We start from the raw sequence: 23,429 nt of genomic DNA, 5'->3' as shown, positions 1-23,429 counted from the left end.
GGGTTTGGGGCGGTTTACCCCGGCAGACCCGGCTTGGAAAGACCGCGGCGGGGCCGGGGGGTGATTTTGCGTTCCCGCAGGAGGGTATAGACCCCCGACGCGATGATGATCGCGGCCCCAACCAGCGTCAGCGTGTCGGGAGTTTCCTTAAAGACCAAGATCCCTGCAACCAGCGCAAAGAGCATCCGCATGTAGCGAAATGGCGTGACAAAGCTCACTTCGCCCACGCGCATGGCGGCCACGATGGCGTAATAGGCCATCACACCGATCACCATCGCCGCGGTAAGATAAATCACTTCGTCTCCGCCCGGCATCACGGCGGGGGTGCCGGCGGCGGCCATCAGGATCAACCCCGCCGGGACTAGCACGATAAAGGCGAGAAAGCTAAGCTGCATGGAACTGATGCTTTTGGGAACCTTGCGCGTCGCCAGATCGCGCAGGGCAAGGCCGATGACACCTGCCACGGCAAAGAGCGACAGCGCGTTGAACCCTTCCAACCCTGGGCGGACGATCAGCAGCACGCCAAGAAAACCCACGACAATCGCGCTCCACCGGCGCCAGCCGACGGGTTCACCCAGAAACAGTGCGGCCCCAAGGGTCACGGCGAGCGGCGTGGCCTGAAGGATGGCAGAGGCCGAGGAGAGCGGCGTCAACACAATGGCAGTCACGAAACACAAGGTGCCCAGCACCTCACCCACAGCGCGCAGCAGGATCGGCCCGGTCAGCATATCTGCAGAGAACAACCGCCGCCCCTGAATGCGCAGGATCACGGCAAAGATCGCCCCGCCACCTGCGCCCAAAAGCGCAATGATCTGGCCCACGGGGAGAGCATCGCTCGTCAGTTTGATAAACATGTCTTCAATGGCGAAACCGGCCATTGCCAGCACCATCAGCATCGCGCCGCGCAGATTGTCCATGTTCGTGTCCTTTCACCCGTGGTCTTGCCAGTCGCGCATGAACCTTTTGCGAAGAAAGGGCAAGGGCGCGTAATACGCGTTATGCGTGTAGCTCTGGCGCCCGTTGTAGCAGGGTGCTAGCCCTGTTGCATGAGATGGCCCACCCTTTCCCTTGCCCCGCGTGATACCGTGCTGACCCTCGGGGCTGGCACGTTCGGCGCGCTGCTGTTTTGGTGGCTCAATGCGCCGGTCTATATGCTGCTCGGCCCGGTGATCGCGGTGAGTGGTCTTGGGCTGGCCGGTGTGCGCACAGCGGTTGATCCACGGCTGCGGGATGCCTGTTTTGTAGTTTTGGGAATCGCCGTGGGGGCAGGTTTTAACCAAGATGCGGTCAACGCCATGGTGCGCTGGCCGCTGGCCTTTGTCTTTATGACCCTGGTGATCTGGGGCATCATGGCCGTCTGCCGCTGGATGCTGGCGCGATATTTCGGGTTTGACGCGCGTTCAGCGCTTTTGGCTTCGGCACCGGGGCATCTTAGTTTTGTGATGGCGATTGCCAGCGACAGCGGCTCTGACGTGCCGCGGATTTCGATCACCCAGTCGGTGCGGCTCTTGGCGTTGACCATCGTCGTGCCTTTTGCGGCCCTGCTCATGGGTGTCGATATGACTGGCAATATCGCCCCGGTAGGCGAAGGCATGGGGGTACTCTCGATCTTCGTGATGATCTGTGCGTCAGTGGTCGTGGGGCTGATCTTTGCCCGACTTTCGGTGCCCGCACCGCTTTTGATGGGGGCGATGGTGGTCTCTGCCATCGCGCATCTGACCAAGTTGGAGACAGGGGTACTGCCGGGGTGGCTGACCCTTATCGCCTATCTGGTGCTGGGCTGCCTGATCGGCACGCGGTTCTCTGGGATCACGCCCGCGCGGTTTGTCAGCGGCCTTGGTGCGGGGCTGGCGATTACCGGCGTGGCCGTCGGGCTGGCGGGGTTGGGCGCGGTGCCGGTGGCTTGGGCGCTTGGCATGCCGCTGGGGCATGTGCTGGTGGCCTTCGCGCCCGGTGGGCTTGAGACGATGATCGCGCTTGGCGCGGTGCTGGCCGTGGTGCCAGGGTTTGTCGCCGCCTGCCATATCATGCGACTGGTCGTGCTGAGCGTTCTATTGCCCGCCATGCTCGCCCGCGTGTCCCGACGTGAGAAGCGCCCCGCCGAGTGATACGCAGGCTTCAGGGTTTCAGCCGCACCATTAACCGGTTGCCGGTCTTGCGCGTCTCCAACGCTTTCAGGTCCGCCGCCAAGGCGCTCAGCTTGCCATGGCCGTATGTCCGGCTGTCGAAATCCGGATGCGCCGCCTGAATGGTCTGGCCGATCTGGCCGAGGTTGTACCAATCGTCTTCGGTGTCGATCTTGTCCATCGCCGCTTTGAACAGGGGCAGGGCGTCGGCCACCTTGGCGCTGGAGCGTGACGTTGTGTCCGGCTCGGCTCCATCAAGGTTTTCGATCAGGATGAAACGGTTGTAGACGTTGCGCAGCGAATCGTGGGTCTTCTTTTCGCCGATGCCGATAACCGTCACCCCATCTTCGCGCAGACGGTTCACCAGCGCGGTAAAGTCACTGTCGGACGAGACGATCACGATGATATCGAACCGGCGGCTGTGCAGGATGTCCATCGCCTGAATGACCAGCCCGATGTCGCTGGCGTTCTTGCCCTTGGTGTTCGCGGTCTCCTGATGGGCAACCAGACCCAGTTCCCGGATCGGGGCTTTCCAACCCTTGAGGTGGTCATTCGACCAATCGCCATAGACCCGGCGCAGGGCAGGCTCGCCAATCGTCGTGACCTCCCGCATGATGGCTGCGGCGTGTTTGGCCGGGACATTGTCGGCATCAATCAACACGGCCAGCAGGGGGCGGTCACGTTCGGTCATGAATCATCCTTTTTGATCGGCACACCGTAGAGTTCCATCCGATGCCCCTGCAATCTGTAACCCAGCTTGCGCGCGATCCGTTCCTGAAGCTCTTCGATTTCCGCGTCGACGAATTCGATCACCTCGCCGGAACTCACGTCAATCAGGTGGTCGTGATGTTCTCGCTGCGCATCCTCATAGCGCGCACGTCCATCGCCGAACTCTAACTTGTCGAGGATGCCTGCCTCTTCAAACAGTTTCACCGTGCGGTAGACCGTGGCAATAGAGATGCCGCTGTCGATCTTAGTGGCGCGGGCCAGCAATTCCTCGGCATCGGGGTGGTCGTCACTGTCGTGAATCACCTGCGCGATGATCCGGCGTTGACCTGTCATGCGCAGGCCCATGGCCTCGCACCGTTTGATGATCGGGTTGCGCATCGTTTCGCCCTTCGTCCGTCGGACCACGTTCCTAGCATTCTAGCGCGGCCAGACGCCACCGCAATTGAACCCTGCCGGTTGACTTTTGCCCGCGCACCGCCCATGTGGGGGTTAAGCGAAGCCTTCTGCCGCGTGAGCAGTATCAGCGCCAAGTCCCATGAGGGGCCACTGGATGCTGACGACAAGGCCCGCCGATGTTCCCAAAATCACGCGTGGGGCCAAGCGCGACAGACGGGTGTGAGGCATGTGGCCTGCGCCCGCGATCTGGCTTGCGCGACCCCGTGGCGCCTGAAATGGGCGCGGCGACTAAGGATGGCGCGCGCTTCTGCGTGCCGGAAAGTGAACGAATGAGCGATTTTGACATGATGGGCCTGCCAAAGAAACTGGTAGCCCGGTTGAATGAAATGGGTCTGAAAGATCCAACCCCGATCCAACGCCAAGCAATCCCCCAAGCCATGAATGGCCGTGACGTGATGGGCCTTGCCCAGACCGGCACCGGCAAGACGGCGGCCTTTGGTGTGCCGCTTATCGCGCAGATGATGGAGCTGGAAGGCCGCCCCGCGCCGCGCTCCGTGCGCGGTCTGGTGCTTGCCCCGACCCGTGAGTTGGCGCAGCAGATCGCCGTGAACCTGCGCGGCTATGCCGAAGGCACGCCGATCAAAGTGGCGATGGTGGTTGGCGGCCAGTCGATCAACACGCAGATCAAGCGTCTGGAACGTGGTGTCGATCTGTTGATCGCCACGCCGGGCCGTCTGCTGGACCTGCTCGACCGCCGCGCGGTCAAGCTCGACACGACGACCTTCCTTGTGCTGGATGAGGCCGACCAGATGCTCGACATGGGCTTCATCCATGACCTGCGCAAAATCTCAAACCTGATCCCGAAAGAGCGTCAGACGATGCTGTTCTCGGCGACCATGCCCAAGCTGATGAACGAGATCGCCAACAGCTATCTCAACAGCCCGATCCGCATCGAAGTCTCGCCTCCGGGCAAGGCGGCGGACAAGGTGACCCAAGAGGTACACTTCATCGCCAAGGCCGAGAAGACTGAGTTGCTGAAGGAACTGCTGGCCAAGCACAAGGGCGAGCGGGCGTTGGTCTTTGGCCGCACCAAACATGGCTCGGAAAAGCTGATGAAGACGCTTGTGAAAGCCGGGTTTGACGCAGCTTCGATCCATGGCAACAAAAGCCAAGGCCAGCGTGACCGGGCCATCGCGGGCTTCAAAGGTGGCGAGATCACTGTGCTAGTGGCCACCGATGTAGCGGCCCGTGGCCTTGATATCCCGGACGTTAAACACGTCTACAACTTCGACCTCCCGAATGTGCCGGACAACTATGTGCACCGCATTGGTCGGACCGCGCGGGCGGGCAAGGACGGCGCCGCCGTGGCCTTTTGCGCACCGGACGAGATGGGCGAATTGAAGGCGATCCAAAAGACCATGGGCATTTCGATCCCTGTGGCCTCGGGCCGTCCTTGGGAAGTGATTGAGGAGCCGTCCAAACCCAAAGGCCGTGGCCGTGGGCGCGGTGGCCGTCCCGGTGGCGGCGGTGGTCGTCCCGGTGGTGGTGGCGGTGAAGCTGCTGGCAAACCAAGCGGTGGCCGTCGTCGTCGGCGCGGTGGTGGCGGCGGGAAGCCGGGCGGCCAACAGGCAGCCTAAGCCGACGCTTAGAAGTTGAACGATCCAATGGCGCGCCGTGAAAACCACGGCGCGCCATTGACTTATCCGGGCCGGATGGCGCTTCTGGCGGAATGGAACGCAAATTGCACATCGATGGTTTTGGCGCTGTGGCCTTGGTGCTCTTTGCGCTAAATTTGGGCTTTAACCAAGTTGTAATCAAAGTAAGCACCGGTGGGTTCAATCCTGTCTTTCTGGCCGGATTGCGGTCTCTCGGTGCTGTGTTTTTACTGCTGATCTGGATGCGGCTTCGGGACGTGAGCCTATCGCTTCCGCGCTCTGCGCTGATGGGCGGGCTGGCAGCTGGGGCTTTCTTCACGCTTGAGTTTGTCTGCCTCTTCCTTGCGCTCGATCTGACCACGGTCAGCCGTGCGTCGATCTTGCTCTATTCCATGCCTGTCTGGCTTGGGATAGCGGCCCATCTGTGGCTGCCCGGCGAGCGCCTGAGCGGGGCGCGCCTGTTGGGCATGGGGCTGGCCATGGGCGGCGTGGCACTAGCGCTGAGCGATGGCGGGGCCGAGGGGGCGAGCTGGCTTGGCGATCTACTGGCCCTGCTTGCGGCGCTTTGCTGGGCTGGCATTGCGCTTTGCGTTCGGATCACACCGCTGTCAAAAGTACCGCCCGCGCAGCAGTTGATGATGCAACTGATCATCTCGGCCCCGGTGCTTTTGCTGCTTGCGCCGCTCTTTGGCCCCTTGCTGCGCGAGGTCGAGCCGGTGCATCTGGCAGGTCTCGCCTATCAGATCATCGCGGTGGCGAGCTTTGGGTTTCTGGCGTGGTTTTGGCTGCTAACCGTCTATCCTGCAGCCTCGGTGGCGTCCTTCAGCTTCCTCTCGCCCGTCTTTGCGGTGCTCTTGGGTTGGCTGATCCTGTCGGAGGAGATCGGGCTTACCGTTTGGCTCGCACTGCTGCTGGTCGCGGCAGGGATTTACCTGATCAACCGCAAACCCCGAGCGCGCTAGGGGTCAGGTACCGCAAAAGGTCGCCGGCACAATCTCATCTTCGGTCGGCGGGCGCTGCAACTCTGGGTTGGTCTCTTCAAAGGGCGAAGATAGCGCCTTCATTAACCGCTCAAACGGGGCCATGTCGCCTGCGACGGCGGCTTCGATCATCTGCTCAATCCGGTGGTTTCGCGGGATCACGGCAGGGTTTGCCGATTGCATGACCACCTGCGGGTCTGGCTCATCCTCAATCCGGGCGCGCCAGCTTTCCGCCCATGTATCAAGGGCGTCACGGTTGGTGAACTGATCACGCGCTTGCTCGGTCCCAAGGGCGCGGAACGTGTTGGTGAAATCCGCGCCGTCCGTTTGCATCAGGCTCAGCAGTTCATTGATCAGATCAACATCTTCGGGGCGGGGGGTGGAAATTCCAACCTTGGCCGCGAAACGGCGCAGCCATGCGGCTTCGATCAACTCGGGCATGGTGTGCACAATCTCGGTGGCCTCTTCGACGGCGGTCTCTTTGTCGTCCATCTGCTGCAAAAGCGAGGTCGCCAGTTGCGCCATGTTCCACACAACGATCTGCGGCTGATTGCCGTAGGCATAGCGGCCCTGCCGGTCGATAGAACTGAACACACGGCCCTGATGAAACGCATCCATAAAGGCGCATGGGCCATAGTCGATCGTCTCGCCCGAAATGCTGCAATTGTCGGTGTTCATCACCCCGTGAATAAAGCCGAAGGACATCCACTGCGCCACCAGTTCCGCCTGCGCAGCACAGACCGCGCGCAAGAGGCCAAGTGGGCCATCCGCGTCGGGGTAATGCCGCGCGATGGCATAGTCGGTGAGTGTTTTGAGCGCCTCCGTCTCACCGCGATGTGCAAAGACCTGAAAGGTACCGACGCGTAGATGGCTGGCCGCGACGCGGGTGATGATAGCGCCGGGCAGGGCGCCGGTTTCGCGCAGAATCGGCTCGCCCGTGGCGACAGCAGCCAAGGCGCGGGTGGTCGGCACGCCAAGTGCATGCATCGCTTCGCTAATTAGATATTCACGCAGTACCGGCCCGACCCATGCGCGGCCATCTCCCATACGTGAATAGGGCGTGGGGCCGGAACCTTTAAGTTGGATATCCCGGCGCTTGCCATCGCTGTCGATGACCTCACCCAGCAGGATCGCACGGCCGTCGCCAAGCTGCGGATTGAAATTACCGAACTGATGTCCGGCATAGAGTTGCGCCAAGGGTGCTGCCCCTTCGGGCACCGCATTGCCGCCGAAAACCTGCGCGCGGGTCTCAGCGTCGCCCCCTTCGATCCCCAGCAATGCCGCCAGATCAGCGTTCCATGCCAAGAGCTTGGGTTCTTTCACCGGCGTGGGGTCCAGCCGGGTAAAGAACCCCTCAGGCAAGGCGGCATAGCTGTTATCAAAGGGAATACGCATCACAGTTTCCGAGACATAAGCATGTAATCCTCGCGGGGGCGGAAGCCCGCACGGGTGTAGACTTTGAGCGCCGCCCTATTGGTGCGGTCAACTTCGAGATGTATGGCCTTCAACCCGCCCGCAGCCAGCGCGCGCGGCAGAGCGATCAGCGTCTCTGAAGCGATCCCGCGTCCCCGCACGCCGGGACGGACGTAGATTTCATCAATGATGGCGTCCAGCCCGCCGAATTCAACAGACCAGCCGAAACAAATCACCACATAGCCAATCGGCGCACGGGGCGGGCCGATCAGATAGGCGGCGCCATGGGGGATCCCCTCCAGCAGCGGCGCAAGCCCGTTGCGGCGCTGCTCATCAGTCATCTCAATGCCCGCTTCGGCGTGAAAGGCCGTGACCAGCCCGACCAGTTTGTCGAGGTGTTCAGGCGCGCCGAGGGTGAGATGTGCGCTCATAGGCGGGCCAGCCTTTCGGTGAGCAAGGCAAAGAACCCATCGGCGTCAAGGTCGCCTACGAAAACTGCGTTGGGCGCGCGGTCGGTTACCCCCCACCAGTCGGCCACGGTCATGCCCATGGTCAGTTCTGACTGGGTTTCGATCTCGACGTTGATGTGGCGACCTTTGAACAGGTCTGGATTTATCAGATAGGCGGTGACGCAAGGGTCATGTAGCGGCGCGCCTTCGGAGCCGTATTTCTCTTTGTCGAACCGCTCGAAGAAATCGGTCATCTCGGCCACGGCGACGCCTACCGGCGTGCCAAGCGCGCGGAAGGCGTCATTGCGCGGTTTGGTGACCAGCGCCTTGTGCGTCACATCGAGCGGCATCACAACGATGGGGATGCCGGATTTAAAAACGATATCAGCGGCATGCGGGTCGACATAAATGTTGAACTCCGCCGTGGGGGTGATGTTGCCCCCCTCGAAATAGCCGCCGCCCATCAGCACGATCTCTTGCACCTTCTCGGCGATATCGGGCGCCTTTTGCAGCGCCGTCGCGATATTGGTGAGCGGGCCCAAGGGGCAGAGGGTCACGCTGCCTGCGGGATGGGCGCGAACCTGCTCGATGATAAAATCGACGCCATGCCCCTCGGCCAGCGGCATGGTGGGGTCGGGCAGGTCGGGGCCATCAAGGCCGGTCTTGCCGTGCACATGTTCTGCCGTCACCAAGTCACGGCCCAGCGGGCGGTCGCAACCGGCAAAGACCTTTATATCCCGGTGCCCCGCCAACTCGCAAACGATGCGGGCGTTTTTCGAGGTCAGCTCCAGCGGCACGTTGCCCGCGACACAGGTGATGCCCAGCACGTCGATCTCTTCGGGGCTGGCCAGCGCGAGGAGGATCGCGACGGCGTCGTCCTGTCCGGGGTCGGTGTCGATAATGATTTTGCGCGGGGTCATGGGCTTACTTTCGTCAAATTGCTTGGGGCAGAGCCTTGCCGGAGGCTCATGTCTTTGTCCAGCCGCAGACCCGGCGATTAGCCGCGTTCCGCCAGTTTCACTGCATCCCAAAGCGCATCCATCTCGGCCAGATCACTGTCTTGCGGGGTTTTGCCCATTGCCGCGAGCCGGGCCTCAATGCCCTCGAAACGCCGGGTGAATTTGGCATTGGCGGCGCGCAGAGCGGCTTCGGGGTCGAGCCCAAGGTGGCGGCCCAGATTGGCCATGACAAAGAGAAGATCGCCGTATTCCTCCTCAACCTCAGCCTGCGAAAGCGTGTCCTTCGCCTCGACCAGTTCCGCGGCCTCTTCGGTGATCTTATCCAGCACCTGCGTCGTCTCGGGCCAATCAAACCCCACCCGCGCTGCACGTTTTTGCAGTTTCATCGCGCGTAAAAGCGCGGGAAGGCCAATCGCCACCCCATCCAACGTGCCCCCCTGCGCCTTGCCAGCGCGCTCGGTGGCTTTGATCTTCTCCCAGTCGGCGGTCTGCTGTTCGGCGCTTTTGTCGCGGGATTCGTCGCCAAAGACATGCGGGTGCCGCGCCACCATCTTATCGCTGATGTTGCGCACCACGGATTGGAAGGTGAAATGCCCGGCCTCTTCGCCCATGGCCGTGTGATAGACCGATTGGAGCAGTAGATCGCCCAACTCGCCCTCAAGTTCCGCCCAATCGCGGCGGGCAATGGCATCGGCAACTTCATACGCCTCTTCAATGGTATAGGGGGCGATACTGTCGAAATCCTGCTCGATATCCCAGGGGCAGCCGGTGTCGGGATCACGCAGGCGGCGCATAATTTCAAGCAGCCGTTCAATGCCCGCATCGGAATCGTGAATGAGATCGGCTTTTGTGTTGTCCGGCATTGCAGGCCCCATGTGTCTGGTGTCAGATGCACCCTGACCAAACCAACCCCAAGGAGTCCAGCCCATGCCCGTGGTAAACCGCATCAATGCCTTTGCGGAGGATATGACAGCGTGGCGGCGCCATTTGCATAGCATCCCTGAGTTGGATCTGGAATGTCATGAGACGGCGGCCTTTGTCGCCGAACGGCTGCGGGAATTTGGCGTCGATGAATTGCACGAAGGCATCGCGACAACCGGTCTGGTTGCCATCATCAACGGGCAAGGCGCAGGGCCGACAATCGGCCTGCGCGCCGATATGGATGCCCTGCCCATACATGAAGCGACGGGCAAGGACTACGCCAGCACCCGCATGGGCAAAATGCACGCCTGCGGGCATGACGGGCATACCACAATGTTGCTGGGCGCTGCCCGCTACTTGGCCGAAACGCGCAATTTCTCGGGTCGGGTGGCGCTGATCTTTCAACCTGCTGAAGAGGCCAGCGGCGGCGCTGGTATCATGGTCGAAGAAGGCATCATGGAGCGGTTCGACATCGCGCAGGTCTACGGCATCCACAATATGCCCGGGTTGGACGAAGGCGCGTTTTTCACCACCCCGGGGCCATTCATGGCAGCGGTGGACGAGTTTCACATTCACATCAAAGGCAAAGGCGGCCATGGCGCGATGCCCCATGACACCCGCGACCCTGTGGTGGCGGCCTGCGGCATCGCCACGGCGATCCAGACCATCGTCAGCCGCAATCATCTCGCCTCGCAGGATTTGGTGGTCTCGGTCACGCAAATCCACACCGGCAGCGCCGATAACATCATTCCTGAGACCGCCTATATCAACGGAACCGTGCGCACCTTTGACCGCGAGGTGCAGGAGATGGTGATACGCCGCATGCAGCAGATCGTGGACGGGCAGGCGGCGAGCTATGACGTTTCAGCAGAGCTGGTCTATGAGGTCGGCTATCCCGCCACGGTCAACGATCCGGCCAAGACCGAAACCGCCATCGCGGCGGCAAGCGAAGTGGTGGGTGCGGACCGCGTGCATGGCGACTATGGCCGCGAAATGGGCGCGGAAGATTTCAGCTTCATGCTTGAAAAACGCCCCGGTGCCTATCTGTTCCTCGGGACCGGCGAAGGCGCAGGGCTGCACCACCCTGAATACGACTTCAACGACGAGATCGCGCCGCTCGGCGCATCCTTTTTCGCCCGTATCGTTGAGCGGGCACAGCCAGCAGGAGGCAAGTAATGGCACTGGAAGACGCGGCCAAACAGATGGATATGGCCTTTACCCGCGAGGACCTCAAAGGGCCGAGCTATGAGTTGACCTTTGGCGGGGCGACCTCTTTCTTGCGACGTAAATACACCAAGGATTTGACTGGCGTGGACATCGCTGTGACCGGCGTGCCCTTCGACCAAGCGGTCACCAACCGCCCCGGCACCCGCCTTGGCCCCCGCGCCATCCGCGAGGCGAGTGCCTTGCAAGCGCCTGACGCGCCCTATGGCTGGGACTTTGACGTGCTGAGCGAATTCGCCATCGCGGACTATGGCGATCTGGCGTTTGATTATGGCCATGTCAGCCAGTTTCCCGCCGCTCTGACCGCGCATATCAAGACCATTTTGGATGCCGGCGCGGCCTCTGTCGTACTGGGCGGGGATCACTATATCTCATTCCCGATCGTCAAGGCCTATGCTGAGAAATACGGTTCGATCAGCCTGTTACAGTTCGATGCACACACGGACACATGGCAAGACGACGACATGGACCGGATCGACCACGGCACGATGTTCTACAAGGCGGTCAAGTCCGGCATCGTTGACCCTTCGACCAGCGTGCAGGTTGGCATACGCACAACCAACGAAGACACGATGGGCGTCAACATTATCGATGCCCGTGAGGTACATGAGAAGGGGCCGCAGGCCACCGTGGCTAAGATCAAAGAAATCCTCGGCGATCGGCCCTGTTACCTGACCTTCGACATCGACGCACTGGATCCGGCCTTTGCCCCCGGTACCGGCACGCCGGTTTGGGGCGGGCTGACCTCGGCGCAGACCTCTATCATGCTGCGTGATCTGGCCGGGATCAATATCATGGGTGGTGATGTGGTTGAGGTCTCTCCGCCCTTCGACACCACCGGGGCCACGGCGATCGCAGGCGCGCATGTGGCGACCGAAATTCTGTCGCTGCTAGGCCACCGCATGAGAACGGCGTGAACCGAGACGGCGAACCAAAGCGGCGGCCCTTAGGACTGAGGGCCGCCAACATCCCCGCGACATCTTTTGTCGCGCAATTCTGCGGACCTTTGAAAGGTGCTTAAAATGTTGTTCTGGATCATCGTTATCGCTCTTGTCGCTCTGGTGGCCTATGTTCGGCTTGCACCTATTGATACTGCACGCTGGCACGGACAGGCCGAGGGGCAGAAGATGGGCAAGACCCAAGCGGCCAATAGCTATATCTGGCGCGCCCCGGTCGAAGGTGACGGGCAAGAGACATTGGCACAGCTCGACCGTGCAATCATGCAGACACCGCGCACCGAGGTTGTCGCAGGCTCACTGGCTGAGGGCCAAGTCACTTACGTGACCCGTACCAAACTGATGGGCTATCCCGACTTCACCACCATCGGCGTCTATGGTGCAGATCCGCGCTACATTGAGGTCTATGGCCGCTCGCGCTTTGGGCGGTCAGATATGGGCGTCAACGCCAAGCGGGTCAATGCTTGGCTCGCTCAGATCGAGGCGCGATGACAGGCAGCCCTGCTGCACTTCGCGCCACATCGGCACATTGAGCGACATCTGACACTGGGCCATGAACATGCGGCCGCCGACCTGTAGACAGATGGTTTCACCCAGTTCCACACGGTCGCCGGTGCTGTTGGTGCAATAGCAATCAATCGTCTTCCCGCCCGGCGCTTTGACATCCGCAAGGGCAGGGTGCAGGGCCGTCAGGGCCAAGAGGCAGGACAGCGGCAAGATGCGTTTCATAACCTATGATAGCATAAGCCGCCTCTTGACCAAAGCATTTGCATAAGCGACAGGAACCCCATGATCCCGATGCACCGCCTCGCGCAAATCTCGCAACGCTTCCAGTTTCTGGAGGCCAGCATGTCTGCGGGCTCCGATGGGGCCGATTTTGCAGCCCTCGCCAAGGAATACAGCGATCTCAAGCCCGTGGTGGATCAGATCGACCTTTACCAGCAGCTTCAGCGGGACCTCGAAGAGGCCGAGTTGATGTTGAAAGACCCCGAGATGGCCGAGCTTGCCCGCGAAGAACTGCCCCGTCTAAAGGCGCGCCTGCCGGAGGTTGAGCAGGGCTTGCAACTGGCGCTTCTGCCGCGCGATTCCGCCGATGCGAAACCCGCGATGCTAGAGATCCGGCCCGGCACCGGCGGCGATGAGGCCGCTCTGTTCGCGGGCGATTTGCTGCGCATGTACCAGCGCTATGCCGAAGCGCGCGGCTGGGGATTTGACCTGATCGAAAGCCAGATGACCGAACTTGGCGGCGTGAAAGAGGTTGTGGCCCATATTACTGGCCAGAACGTCTTTGCCCGATTGAAATTTGAAAGCGGCGTGCACCGCGTCCAACGCGTGCCTTCGACAGAAAGCGGCGGGCGTATCCACACCTCAGCAGCCACCGTGGCGGTGCTACCCGAAGCCGAGGACGTGGATATTGAGATCAACGCCAATGACCTGCGGATCGACACAATGCGTTCTTCCGGCGCGGGTGGCCAGCACGTCAACACAACCGATTCCGCCGTGCGCATCACCCATATTCCGACCGGGATCGTCGTCACTTCGTCGGAAAAATCCCAGCACCGCAACCGCGACAAGGCGATGCAGGTGCTCAAAGCGCGGCTTTATGACATGGAGCGCAGCCGGATTGACAGCGCACGTTCCGCCGACCGCGCGGCGCAGGTCGGAACCGGCGACCGGTCCGAGCGCATCCGGACCTACAACTTCCCACAAGGGCGGATGACCGACCACCGGATCAACCTGACGCTCTACCGTCTTGAGGCCGTGATGCAGGGCGATCTGGATGAGATCGTCGATGCGCTGACCGCCGACGCCCAAGCACGTCAATTGTCGGAGATGGAGGGGTGAGCCCCCAGACTGCCGCCCAAGCCATGGCCGCCGCTGCTGGCCGGCTCCGTGCCGCGGGCGTGCCCGACCCGGCACGGGACGCGCGGCTGCTCTTGGCCCATGCCGCAGCCGTGGATGCCGCCCGCGTGACCCTGATCGCGCCCGAAGAAATTGCCCCCGACGTGGCCGAACGGTTTGATCAACTCATCGCCCTGCGCGCCGTGCGGGTGCCTGTCTCGCAACTGATCGGGAGGCGCGCGTTCTATGGCCGCGATTTCAGCATCAGCCGCGATGTGCTGGACCCTCGGCCAGAGACGGAAACGTTAATAGACCTTGCCCTTAGCGGTGATTTCAACCGGATATTGGACCTTGGCACCGGATCGGGCTGTATCCTTGTCACGCTGCTCGCCGAACGCCCACAGGCCACGGGGCTGGGCGTGGACCTCTCGGAAGCCGCTTGCCTTCAGGCCAGTGCCAATGCGGTGCAGCACGGCGTGGCAGAACGTGCCGACATCCGCCAGTCAGATTGGTTCAGCACGGTCGACGGTCGCTTTGACCTGATTCTGTCGAACCCGCCCTATCTTGCCGCCGAAGAGATGGCCGATGTCTCTCCCGAATTGCGCCAGCATGAGCCGGAAATGGCGCTGACCGATGGTCAGGACGGGCTGAGCATCTACCGCATCATCGCCGCCGAGGCGCAGGGCTATCTGACGCCCGAAGGCCGCGTCATGGTCGAAATCGGCTGGCAACAGGGCGAAGCGGTGCAGGATATCTTCACCACAGCGGGCTGGGGACGGGTGACACTGGCCCATGACCTGGGTGGGCGGCCACGGGTCGTTTGTGCTGATAAACCGGCATGAAATCGCGAAAAAACGATACTTTGGCAGGTTAAGTCGCAGTTTCTTCTTGCCCAATGCTTTCTGGCATGGTTAGTCAGAAGTGTTGCAGCGGTGGATGCCATAGGCGGTCCCGCGCGGCACTATGCCCAACATATCGCTTAGGCCGGGTTAAAGACGTGCTTTGCACCCCCGGTGAACGACACACAGCACACAAGGCTGACATCATTCCATGAATTCTCCCAGATCACGCTCCCGGTCGAAGAACAATCGCAAACGCTCCCCACATGGTGGTGGCGGCGGCAATGTCGTCAATCGGGTGTTCGACAGCTCCGGTCCTGAGGGTAAGGTGCGCGGCACGCCGCAGCAGGTTATCGAGAAATACAACCAGCTGGCCCGCGACGCGCAGCTTAGCAATGACCGTGTGGCGGCTGAGAACTTTCAACAGCACGCTGAACATTACCTGCGTCTGCTTAGCGAAGCACAGCGCGAGGTCGATCAGCGCCGCGAAGAGCAAGAACGCCAGAACCGCGAGCGTCAGGCCGAGCGGGATCGCGAGCGCGCCGAACGTCAGGAGCGCGAAGCACAGCAGGGCGGCCAGCCACAAAGCGATCAGCCGCAAGCGGACGAGCAGCCTGAGCAGGACAGCGCGCCGGTTGAACAGCAAGCTGAGCCCGAAACAAATAGCGACGAAAGCACGCTGGTTGAGACGCCTGAGAGCAAGCCCAAGCCGAAACGCGCCCCGCGCCGCAAGCCCAAGCCGAAAGTGGCAGATGCGCAGCCGCAGGACAATGGCAGCGACGGCAACGGCGACACCGCCAAGGCCGCAGAATAAGAAAAGCCCCGCAAATTGCGGGGCTTTTTCGTTGTGGGGGAAGGGCCGGGCTGTCTTAACCTTCCATCCCTGCCTGAACATATCTGACCCGCCCGTTGCGGCGCAGCACCTCTTCGCGCGGCTCCCAGTCATAGCGCGGATCGCTCATGACCGGGGACCAGAACAGCACGCCGCTCTGCCGCCAAGGATCAAGCACGATCCCCGCCTGCATCGGTGCCCCTGCGGCCGAGATGATGGCGGTGGAATGGTCAATCAGCAGCCGCGTGTCGCCATTGGCAATGGCGCGGTGCATGTCGAGCGTGGCGAAATCTTCGGCCAGCAGTCGTTTCTCAAGATCCTCTGCCCAATGCCAACACAGACCGCGGGGCTTGCTGCCGTTGTTGACCTTCACGTTGTGGATCAGTGGCGGGTCGGTGATCTGATAGGCAATCGCCAGTTCATGCGTATGGCGATAGGTGATCCGCGCCGCACGGGCAGCCTCTGCGGGATCCACGTTAGGAGAGAGCCCGCTAATGGCACGGGTCAGCGCCGCGATGTCGGCCTCTGTTCCCGGCGGAGGCGGCCCGTTGCGTGGCAAGGCACAGGCAGAGAGCCCCATCAGCAGTGCGCAGACGAGCAATAGACGGTAGAACATTTTCATCCTTTGGCAATTTCACGGGCAAGGGCGCAAAAGCCCTCAAGCGGCACTTGCTCGGCCCTGTCAGTAGGTTTCAGCCCGGCGGCATGAAGGCGGTCTTCGATATCGGGCGCGGCCCCTTTAAGCGCCGAGCGCAGCATCTTGCGGCGTTGGTTAAACGCCATGGCCACCACACGGCTGAGCACGGCGGGATCAGCTGGAAAACGCGGCTCGGGCAGGGCGGTCAGATGCACCACGCTTGACGATACCTTTGGGGGCGGCGTGAAAGCCCCAGGCGGCACTTGCATGACGATGCGCGCATCGCTGCGCCACTGCGCCAGCACGGCCAGCCGCCCATAGGCTTTGGAGCCGGGTGTCGCCACGATCCGCTCAGCCACCTCGCGTTGGAACATCAGCGTGAGGCTTTGCCAGAAAGGGGGCCATTGCGGCGGGGTCAGCCAGCGCACCAGCAACTCGGTCCCGACGTTATAGGGCAGGTTGGCGGCGACGCGGATCGGCGGGGTCAGGTGGCTGAGAGGGTCGATCTCCAGCGCGTCGCCTTCGATCACCGTGAGCCGGCCAGGATAGTGTTCCGCCACTTCGGCCAGCGCAGGCAGGCAGCGGCGGTCTTTCTCAATCGCCAGCACATGACGCGCGCCTTCCGCCAACAGACCGCGGGTCAGTCCACCGGGGCCGGGGCCGATTTCCAGCACGTCACAATCGGCCATGTCCCCGGCCTGACGCGCGATCTTGGCGGTCAGGTTCAGATCCAGCAGGAAGTTCTGGCCCAGCGATTTCCGCGCGGCCAACTCGTGGGTGTTGATCACCTCGCGCAGCGGCGGAAGGTTGTCGATTGCACTCATGTTTTCTGGCCCATCTGCCATGCCAGTTTGATCGCTTCGATCATGCTGGTCGGGTTGGCGCGCCCTTGGCCCGCGATGTCAAAAGCTGTTCCGTGATCGGGGGAGGTGCGCACGAAGGGCAACCCCAGCGTCACGTTCACGCCCCGGTCGAAGTCGAGCGTCTTGATCGGGATCAGCGCTTGGTCGTGATACATCGCCACCGCCGCGTCATAGCCTGCGCGGGCGCGGGCATGGAACATCGTATCGGCGGGCAACGGCCCGGTCAGCGCGTAGCCTTCGCCCTGCATCTCGATAATCAGCGGCGCGATCCAGTCGATCTCTTGCCGGCCCATGCTGCCGCCTTCGCCCGCGTGGGGGTTCAGCCCGGCGACGGCGATGCGGGGCCGGGCGATGCCAAAGCGGTTTTGCAATTCCTGCGCAGTGATTTCGATCGTGCGGCGCAGGCCCGCAGGGGTCAGCGCCTGCGGCACCTGATCCAACGCGATATGGATCGTGGCAGGCACGACGCGCAACTGGTCGGAGGCCAGCAACATCACCACATCCTCAACCCCTGCCAGTGCTGCGAGGTATTCAGTATGGCCGGGATAGGCGAAATTCGCGCCATCCTGCAGGGCTTTTTTGTGGATCGGCGCAGTGCAGATGGCGCAGGCGCCTCCGGTCTGCACCAAATCAACGGCGCGGGCGATCACGTCGATCACCCCCTGCGCGTGGCCGGGCTGCGGCACACCGACGAGCGCGGCACTGTCAAAAGCATGAGACAGCACAGGCAGCGCATCGGTGCTCGGTGCGCCTGCATCTTCGGGGCTATCGATCAAACGGTGCGGCACATCTTCAGGCAGGTGGCGCGGGTCGCCAATCCAGAACATCGGGATGTCAGACGAAAGCGCCGCCCAAGCACGGGCGGCGATTTCTGGGCCAATTCCGGCAGGTTCACCGCAGGTGATGGCCACCGGCCGGGACGGGCGGCTCATTGGCGGGTGATGCGGGCTTCGGCGCGTGCCTGTTCCAACAGCTGCGTAGCATAGCCCTCAAGCTTGCGCTGCCGGATCGAGCTTACCACCGCGTCGCGGTCCACCTCCGCATTGGCCGCCGTGGTGCGGTTGCAGAGCATCAGGAACACCAGCGTTTGCCCATCGGCACGGGTCAGCGTGGTCGAGACTTCGCCGGGATCGAGTTTGGCCAGTTCAATGGCTACGTCCTGTGGGATCTCACCCGGAGCCTTGGTGCCACGGTCGAGCACATTCGCGGGCTGGCCCTTGGCGACGCCATAGAGGTCATCGCACTGGTCCACCTGACCGCGCAGTTGCGCGGCGCGCGACAGGGCGGCCTCGGAACGGCCACCGGGGATGTAATAGGCCGCATAGTCAATCTCTGAATACTCCACGCTTGGCTTGCCGGTCTCTTCGATGCCGCGCAGTTGGAACAGCGCCACGGCATTGGGGATCGGCAGCGGGGCTGTCACCTCACCCGGCGACAGTGCCAGAAGGATCGGGCGCAGGCTGGCGGGCAGGTTTTCAAGCGGTGTCCAAGGCATCTTGCCGCCGCGCCCGCGCGACGCGGTGGCGGAATATTTGCTCGCATAGGAGGAGAACTCAGCCTCAGAACGGCTTTGCGCGATCCGCTCGGCCAGCGCATTCACCTGATCGGCGTTCTGGGGCGGTGCGGGGATGATGATCTCGGACAAAAGCACGCGCAGGCCGTTATTGCCTCGGCTGCTGCCGAGGGCGCGGTCAACCTCTTCGTCGGTGATGTTAACACGGCTATTATAGCGCGCGCGGATCAGGTCGCGCCATGCAGCGCTGATCACGATGAAGTCGCGGAAGGTCTCTTCTGAGATCTGCGCTTGGCCCAATACTTTCAGGAATTCCTCAGTGGTCAAATCCGCACGGCTGGCAAATTCGGCCATGCCGGATTGAATGCCTTCGGGCGTGACTTCAAGCCCGGCTTGATCAAGGATTTGGCCGCGCAGCCGGTCGTCGATCAGACCGTCGATAACGCTTTTGGTATCCGCCCCCGGTGCGCCGATCAGCTGCATGAAACGCTGACGCTGCTGCACTTCGTAACCGGTGATGACCTCATCGTTGACACGGGCCACGGGCGCAAAGAGGTTCTGCGCCGCTGCGGACTGGCCGATCACCAATGCAAGGGCGAGCGCCGCAGTGCCACGGATCCCGGCACGGACTGTCTGTTTCGTTACTTCCCACATGAGCGTACGTATCTTTCTGTTCCGGTGTTGGCGGCAAAGCCCCTGAGGCCGATGTTAAAACCGAAATCCGTTGAGGGCTCAACACTTGTTGAGGAGGAATAGCGCCGGCTGACGGAAAGGTCGACCTGCACGCATTCATTGTTGTAGCTCAGGCCAAGACCCGCCGTCGCCGCGCGTTCGTCCGCAAGGTCAAAGCGCCAATCAGCCGAGGCTTGCCATTGGCTGCTGATCGAATAGCTGCCGTCAAAGGTGATCTCTGACACATTCTCGTCGCGGTCTTCTGCGGCATCTTCCTGCAGCCAGACATAGCTGCCCGCAATCTGCCCGCGTTTGAAATCCCAGATGCCGCGCACTTCGGCCTTGGCGACTTCGAAATCGTCATCGACCAATCCCCGGCCAATGATGGCCAGACCGTTGTCGCTGCGCAATTGCCCGGCAAGAAGGAAATCCGAATGGGTGCCCTGTAGGCCCGAGCTAAAGGTGAATGCATCATCCGCATTGGCCCGGATCACCTGACCGAATGAGAAACTGCTATCAAACCCGGTCGGGTCAATCCGCGCCCAGTTCACGCCAAAGGCCGCAACCGCGCCGCGTTCACGTCGGTCAGGGCGGGGAAAGCGGCTGAGCGCGAGAAGGTTGCCCTCGTCATATTCGACCAGCGTGCTTTCCTCATTCGGAATGTTAAGCCTGTCGCCCCCGGTCCAGCCAAATTGTACGAGCGGCTCAAGCTGTTGCACCACGCCGCCCGCCTCGCGACGTTGCATGGGGTAGCGAAATGCAACAGAGGCATGCGGCACGAGATCAGAGTGGCGTTCGCTGTAAAAGGCATCCTGTGCGATGTTGAACAGACCAAAGCTCGCCCCGGCGCGGAGATCGGTCACCAGACCGTTGCCAAAGGTAAAGCGCCGCAGCCAGTCAGCCTCACCGTTGAGCCGCGACACATCGCGCCCATCAGCCTCGCCATCCCCATCGCCATCGGTGCTGAGGTCAGAGGCCCGGCGGTGGCTATGGGCCTCCAGCGTCAGCCGGACTTCGCCGCCAATCGAGGTTGGGAAATAGCGCCGTTGGTGTTCGCCGTCCAAGACAAGGTTGGGCAGAAGATCGTTGTCTTCGCCATCGCGCAGCGATTGGTAGTTCAACAGGCTTGCCCGGACATATTGATCCCGCCGCGCACGGCTGACGGTCAGCTCGCTCGTCAGACGGTCCTTGTCGGAATAGCCATAGTCACTGAGGTAGGACCGGTCGCTGGTGACCTCGATCCCGAAATAAAGTTTATAGTCGCGCCGCAGATCAAAGGAGCCAGTGCCAAAGAGGTAGCCACGGGTCTCACCCGGCTCCAGATCGTCATCAGTGATTGCGCCGTCAAATTCGATCCGGCCAGAGACAAAGGCCTGACGGTAGCGGAATTCGAGCGTGCGGGTCTCGGCAGAGAGATAGGGTGTCAGGGTCAGATCGCGGTGATCACCTATTTTTATGAAATAAGGCAATTTCAACCCCACACCCAATTGCGAAGTTGAGCGCACCGAAGGGGCGAGGAAGCCGGTCGCGCGGTCCAGCGTCGGATCGGGCAGGCGCAGGCGCGGCAGATAGGCGACGGGCACATTCTTGATGCGAAACTGCGCCTCGTCAAAGTAAAGTTGCTGGGCCAATTGGTCGTGTACAACCCGTTTGGCGCGGATCTGCCAAAGCGGCGTTTCGCCATCTTCGCAGACTTTACAGGACGTTACGGCAGCTTTGTAAAGCTGGCTATAGCGCCCTTCGACACGGTTGATCTGCACAGCGGCAAGCTGCAACTGCTGCTCTAAAATCATCCGCGCCCCGCGCAGCAGCCCCGATTGGAGCCCCGCATCGAGAGAGGCCGCATCGGCGAGGATCGTGGTATTTTCCCCCTCTGACAGGACAATCGGCCCTTCAATGCTTAAAGCGCCGGTGCCCTGGTCATAGCGGATCGCCGTGGCACGCAGCCGCGTCTCGCCTTGGAAGGCTTCGACATTACCCTGCGCGACCAAGACCTTATCACGGGTAATGAATACCTGATCAGCCACCAGAACGGCCGGTCGGTCGGTGGCCGGGGCGGTTTGCGCGCTGATCGTCAGGGGCGCAAAACTAAGGGCAAGTCCAACAAGGGCCGCGCGCATGTCAGCCGTCCTCCGCGTGCAAAAGCAGGCCTAACGCCAGAAAAATCGCGGCCACGGGCGGTGCCCAAGCGGCGAGGGTTACGGGGATCTGGCCGTTTTCGCCAAGGATCTGTGCAAAACTGCGAATGAAATACAAACCGAACCCCAGCAAGATCGAGGCCAGCACAGCAATGCCGGTCCCCCCAAAGCGGGTATGGCGCATGGTGAATGCGCTCGCAACCAGAACCATGGCGACCAGAAAGAAGGGCCGCGCCAGTTCAGCCTGCAACCAGACCTCATGCTGGCGCGTGCTGAACCCTGCCTGTTCCAATTGGCGAATGAACTCGGGCAACTCATAGATGGAAACGGCGGCCACCCGGCCAATGCTCTCGCGGATCCGCTCCACGGTGAGGGACGAGGGGATAGTGAGGGTCTCATGCTCCTCAGACGCGCCTTCGGCGTTCACACCAGCTTCCAGTGGCCAGATCTTGGCCCCGGTCAACTGCCAGTCCCCCCCGCGCAGTTCCGCGCTTTCGGCTTCAATCCGGCGGATCGGGCCTTTTTCGGCGTCATAGCTGATGATGGTCACGTTATAGAGGACAGAGGCGTCGCTGTTGGTGCGCCACGCGCGAATGACCGATTGGCCTTCCTCCGTGCCTTGACGCAGCCACAGACCCTCGTCGCTCACCGACAGGGCCGAACGGCCGTTGGAGCGGTATTTTTGCGTTAGCTGCTCGGCCCGCTCGCTGGTTGCCGCGACGATGGGGTTGAGCATGGCCACCGCCAACGTGCCGATGATCAGCGCCACCACCACCGGCGCGACCAGCGCACGCAGAGCAGAGCGGCCCGCCGCGCGGGTCACCACCAACTCCGAGGACCGCGCCAAACCGATGAAGAGCGCTACGGTGGCAAGGATCATGATCAGCGGCAGGATCATATTGATCGTCTGCGGCATGTGCAGCAGCGTCATGCCCAGCACCTGATCCCAGCCGACATCATCATCGGCAAAACGTCGTGCCTGATCCACACCGTCGACCAGCATCACCAAGGCGACCAGCACGCCGGCGATGACAAGAAAGCTCGTGAAAAAGCGGCGTGCGAAATAAAGGTGCAGGATCATGCGGTTGCCCCCTTGCCACGCAGATGCCGCCTGATCCAGCGCGGGTGCGCGGCTTGCCAGAGCATTGCCAGTGTCAGCGCCGCCCCGATCAGCGAGGGCAGATAGGCCAGAGGCCAAAGCGCCGCGGTTTCACGTATCTGCACCACCAAAGTCCCCCGCAGCCCGTCAATCGCGATGAGCAGGCCAAAGGCGATCACCGCCTCCCGCCAGACCCCAAAGCGCGAGAAGCCGCCAAGGATCAACGTGGCAAAACCGATCATCGCTGCGACGATACAAAACAGCGGTTGGGCAAGGCGGCTGTGTAACTCTTCGGCAACAACGCCCTCTGTCGTCTCGGTCTCAGCTGCAATCCCGGCCCAGTCCCACAGCAAGTCGGGGGTCACCATGGAACTGACGGACTGGTCAATCGCGTCACCGCTGCTGACCAGAGGGGAGATATCAAAGGAAAAGTCACGAAACTTGGCCGTTGCCAGCCGGTTCTGCTCGGTATCCAGCCGCTGCGCCATGCCGTTAAGCATAATCAGCGTGGTGTTGTCTCCATTGCGTGCCAGATAGGCTTCGGCGGCGGTATAGATCACCCCTTCATCAGCCTTGCGCCGATCCGACAGGAAGACATCGCGCAGCACACCGTCGTTGTCGATGGCGCGGGTGTAGAAGGTAACCTCATCAGAGGGATGCAGAAAAGTCCCCTCGGTCAGCAGCCGGGCGGTAAGGTTGCGTGAGATTTCGGCCTCGCGCTGCTTTAACTGCCCCTGCGCCATGGGAACCAGAAAATGGCTCAGCACTGTCATCATCAGCGCCACGCACAGGCCAAAGACAAAGACAGGCCGCGCCAAACGCCATGGGCCGGAGCCTGCGGCCTGCAGCACAGTCAACTCGGATTCGCCCGACATGCGGTTGGTGACATAGACCGAAGCGGCAAAGGTCGCGATTGGCAGGACGGTGACGATAAGCTTGGGCAGGCCAAGGGCCGTGAACTCCAAAAACACCAATGCAGATTGACCATCGCCAATCAGCCGGTCGAACAGAACGACCGCACGGTTGATCCAGAACAGGGCCACCAGCACCAGCGCGAAAAAGCCGAACATAACCAGAAGTTGCGACAGCATGTAGCGGTCAATTCGTGCCACTCTGATCCCCCGAGATGCTCTGACGGCGTTTGTGGAGATCGTAAAGCAATTCTCGGGGCGGGAAAACTGCTATC

24 protein-coding genes are annotated in these 23,429 nt (G+C 61.7%); 9 read left to right on the top strand and 15 right to left on the bottom strand.

Annotation, left to right across the window (positions count from 1 at the left end; all coding sequences use genetic code 11):
• Positions 1-14 precede the first annotated feature (14 nt).
• Entirely contained in the window at positions 15-917 is a 903-nt protein-coding gene (locus K3759_RS08390) for a DMT family transporter (protein ID WP_259981010.1), read from the bottom strand.
• 129 nt (positions 918-1,046) lie between these two features.
• Here K3759_RS08390 and K3759_RS08385 point away from each other — a divergent pair, with 129 nt between their 5' ends.
• Positions 1,047-2,108: an AbrB family transcriptional regulator gene (locus tag K3759_RS08385; protein WP_259981009.1), complete on the top strand. Its 1,062-nt coding sequence runs from the start codon at positions 1,047-1,049 to the stop codon at positions 2,106-2,108.
• A gap of 10 nt (positions 2,109-2,118) precedes the next feature.
• Here K3759_RS08385 and K3759_RS08380 read toward each other — a convergent pair whose 3' ends face one another.
• Together K3759_RS08380 and K3759_RS08375 are read right to left on the bottom strand one after the other, a co-directional pair.
• Positions 2,119-2,817: an NYN domain-containing protein gene (locus tag K3759_RS08380; protein ID WP_259981007.1), complete on the bottom strand. Its 699-nt coding sequence runs from the start codon at positions 2,815-2,817 to the stop codon at positions 2,119-2,121.
• Positions 2,814-3,233, bottom strand: a complete 420-nt coding sequence (locus K3759_RS08375; RefSeq protein WP_259981005.1) for a Fur family transcriptional regulator — start codon at positions 3,231-3,233, stop codon at positions 2,814-2,816. The genes K3759_RS08380 and K3759_RS08375 overlap by 4 nt, the downstream gene beginning before the upstream one ends.
• A gap of 347 nt (positions 3,234-3,580) precedes the next feature.
• On the opposite strand from K3759_RS08375, the gene K3759_RS08370 reads away from it, so the two are divergent.
• Both K3759_RS08370 and K3759_RS08365 read left to right on the top strand, forming a co-directional pair.
• Positions 3,581-4,888, top strand: a complete 1,308-nt coding sequence (locus tag K3759_RS08370; protein WP_259981003.1) for a DEAD/DEAH box helicase — start codon at positions 3,581-3,583, stop codon at positions 4,886-4,888.
• Between the two features lie 92 nt (positions 4,889-4,980).
• The gene (locus tag K3759_RS08365) at positions 4,981-5,868 is read left to right on the top strand and encodes a DMT family transporter (protein ID WP_259981001.1); all 888 of its coding nucleotides are present in this window, start codon (positions 4,981-4,983) and stop codon (positions 5,866-5,868) included.
• A gap of 3 nt (positions 5,869-5,871) precedes the next feature.
• On the opposite strand, the gene K3759_RS08360 is transcribed toward K3759_RS08365, so the two are convergent.
• From K3759_RS08360 to mazG, 4 genes are all read right to left on the bottom strand, one after another.
• A complete protein-coding gene (locus tag K3759_RS08360; protein ID WP_259980999.1) occupies positions 5,872-7,281 on the bottom strand; it encodes a YdiU family protein in 1,410 nt (469 codons plus the stop codon).
• On the bottom strand, positions 7,281-7,730 hold the full coding sequence (locus K3759_RS08355) for an N-acetyltransferase (protein ID WP_259980997.1): 450 nt from the start codon (positions 7,728-7,730) through the stop codon (positions 7,281-7,283). The genes K3759_RS08360 and K3759_RS08355 overlap by 1 nt, the downstream gene beginning before the upstream one ends.
• Entirely contained in the window at positions 7,727-8,668 is a 942-nt protein-coding gene (locus tag K3759_RS08350; RefSeq protein ID WP_259980995.1) for a nucleoside hydrolase, read from the bottom strand. Before K3759_RS08350 ends, K3759_RS08355 begins: the two co-directional genes overlap by 4 nt.
• Positions 8,669-8,745: 77 nt before the next feature.
• Complete coding sequence (gene mazG / locus K3759_RS08345; protein WP_259980993.1) at positions 8,746-9,570, bottom strand: nucleoside triphosphate pyrophosphohydrolase; 825 nt, start codon at positions 9,568-9,570, stop codon at positions 8,746-8,748.
• Between the two features lie 64 nt (positions 9,571-9,634).
• Here mazG and K3759_RS08340 point away from each other — a divergent pair, with 64 nt between their 5' ends.
• The 3 genes from K3759_RS08340 (at position 9,635) to K3759_RS08330 (ending at position 12,300) form a co-directional block, all read left to right on the top strand.
• Complete coding sequence (locus K3759_RS08340) at positions 9,635-10,804, top strand: M20 aminoacylase family protein (protein WP_259980992.1); 1,170 nt, start codon at positions 9,635-9,637, stop codon at positions 10,802-10,804.
• Complete coding sequence (gene speB, locus K3759_RS08335; protein ID WP_259980990.1) at positions 10,804-11,769, top strand: agmatinase; 966 nt, start codon at positions 10,804-10,806, stop codon at positions 11,767-11,769. The genes K3759_RS08340 and speB overlap by 1 nt, the downstream gene beginning before the upstream one ends.
• A gap of 105 nt (positions 11,770-11,874) precedes the next feature.
• Positions 11,875-12,300, top strand: coding sequence for a DUF1499 domain-containing protein (locus K3759_RS08330; protein WP_259980989.1), 426 nt, complete (start codon positions 11,875-11,877; stop codon positions 12,298-12,300).
• Here K3759_RS08330 and K3759_RS08325 read toward each other — a convergent pair.
• Entirely contained in the window at positions 12,238-12,537 is a 300-nt protein-coding gene (locus tag K3759_RS08325; protein ID WP_243260587.1) for a hypothetical protein, read from the bottom strand. The two genes, K3759_RS08330 and K3759_RS08325, sit on opposite strands and share 63 nt — an antisense overlap.
• 60 nt (positions 12,538-12,597) lie before the next feature.
• Between K3759_RS08325 and prfA the strand changes: the two genes are divergently transcribed.
• The 3 genes from prfA to K3759_RS08310 all read left to right on the top strand — a co-directional run bounded on the left by prfA (position 12,598) and on the right by K3759_RS08310 (position 15,303).
• A complete protein-coding gene (prfA, locus tag K3759_RS08320; protein WP_259980985.1) occupies positions 12,598-13,653 on the top strand; it encodes a peptide chain release factor 1 in 1,056 nt (351 codons plus the stop codon).
• A gap of 23 nt (positions 13,654-13,676) precedes the next feature.
• Entirely contained in the window at positions 13,677-14,492 is an 816-nt protein-coding gene (prmC, locus tag K3759_RS08315) for a peptide chain release factor N(5)-glutamine methyltransferase (RefSeq protein ID WP_259985602.1), read from the top strand.
• A gap of 208 nt (positions 14,493-14,700) precedes the next feature.
• The gene (locus K3759_RS08310; RefSeq protein WP_259980983.1) at positions 14,701-15,303 is read left to right on the top strand and encodes a DUF4167 domain-containing protein; all 603 of its coding nucleotides are present in this window, start codon (positions 14,701-14,703) and stop codon (positions 15,301-15,303) included.
• A 55-nt stretch (positions 15,304-15,358) separates the two neighbouring features.
• Here K3759_RS08310 and K3759_RS08305 read toward each other — a convergent pair whose 3' ends face one another.
• Genes K3759_RS08305 through lptF form a run of 7 tightly spaced genes read right to left on the bottom strand, consistent with a single transcriptional unit; the run spans position 15,359 to position 23,355 of the window.
• On the bottom strand, positions 15,359-15,937 hold the full coding sequence (locus tag K3759_RS08305; protein ID WP_259980981.1) for a hypothetical protein: 579 nt from the start codon (positions 15,935-15,937) through the stop codon (positions 15,359-15,361).
• Between the two features lie 2 nt (positions 15,938-15,939).
• Entirely contained in the window at positions 15,940-16,782 is an 843-nt protein-coding gene (gene rsmA, locus K3759_RS08300) for a 16S rRNA (adenine(1518)-N(6)/adenine(1519)-N(6))-dimethyltransferase RsmA (RefSeq protein ID WP_259980979.1), read from the bottom strand.
• Positions 16,779-17,753 (bottom strand): 4-hydroxythreonine-4-phosphate dehydrogenase PdxA, encoded by a 975-nt coding sequence (gene pdxA / locus K3759_RS08295; protein WP_259980977.1) that lies wholly within the window; start codon positions 17,751-17,753, stop codon positions 16,779-16,781. The genes rsmA and pdxA overlap by 4 nt, the downstream gene beginning before the upstream one ends.
• On the bottom strand, positions 17,750-18,988 hold the full coding sequence (locus K3759_RS08290; RefSeq protein ID WP_259980975.1) for a peptidylprolyl isomerase: 1,239 nt from the start codon (positions 18,986-18,988) through the stop codon (positions 17,750-17,752). The genes pdxA and K3759_RS08290 overlap by 4 nt, the downstream gene beginning before the upstream one ends.
• A complete protein-coding gene (locus tag K3759_RS08285; protein WP_259980973.1) occupies positions 18,976-21,126 on the bottom strand; it encodes an LPS-assembly protein LptD in 2,151 nt (716 codons plus the stop codon). The genes K3759_RS08290 and K3759_RS08285 overlap by 13 nt, the downstream gene beginning before the upstream one ends.
• A 1-nt stretch (position 21,127) precedes the next feature.
• Positions 21,128-22,225, bottom strand: a complete 1,098-nt coding sequence (lptG, locus tag K3759_RS08280) for an LPS export ABC transporter permease LptG (RefSeq protein WP_259980972.1) — start codon at positions 22,223-22,225, stop codon at positions 21,128-21,130.
• Positions 22,222-23,355 (bottom strand): LPS export ABC transporter permease LptF, encoded by a 1,134-nt coding sequence (gene lptF / locus K3759_RS08275; protein WP_259980971.1) that lies wholly within the window; start codon positions 23,353-23,355, stop codon positions 22,222-22,224. Before lptF ends, lptG begins: the two co-directional genes overlap by 4 nt.
• Between the last annotated feature and the right edge of the window lie 74 nt (positions 23,356-23,429).

This window comes from Sulfitobacter sp. W027 (assembly GCF_025143985.1).
GTDB lineage: Bacteria > Pseudomonadota > Alphaproteobacteria > Rhodobacterales > Rhodobacteraceae > Sulfitobacter.
Note: the sequence above shows the minus strand (reverse complement) of the source record. Positions and strands in the feature narration are given on the sequence as shown.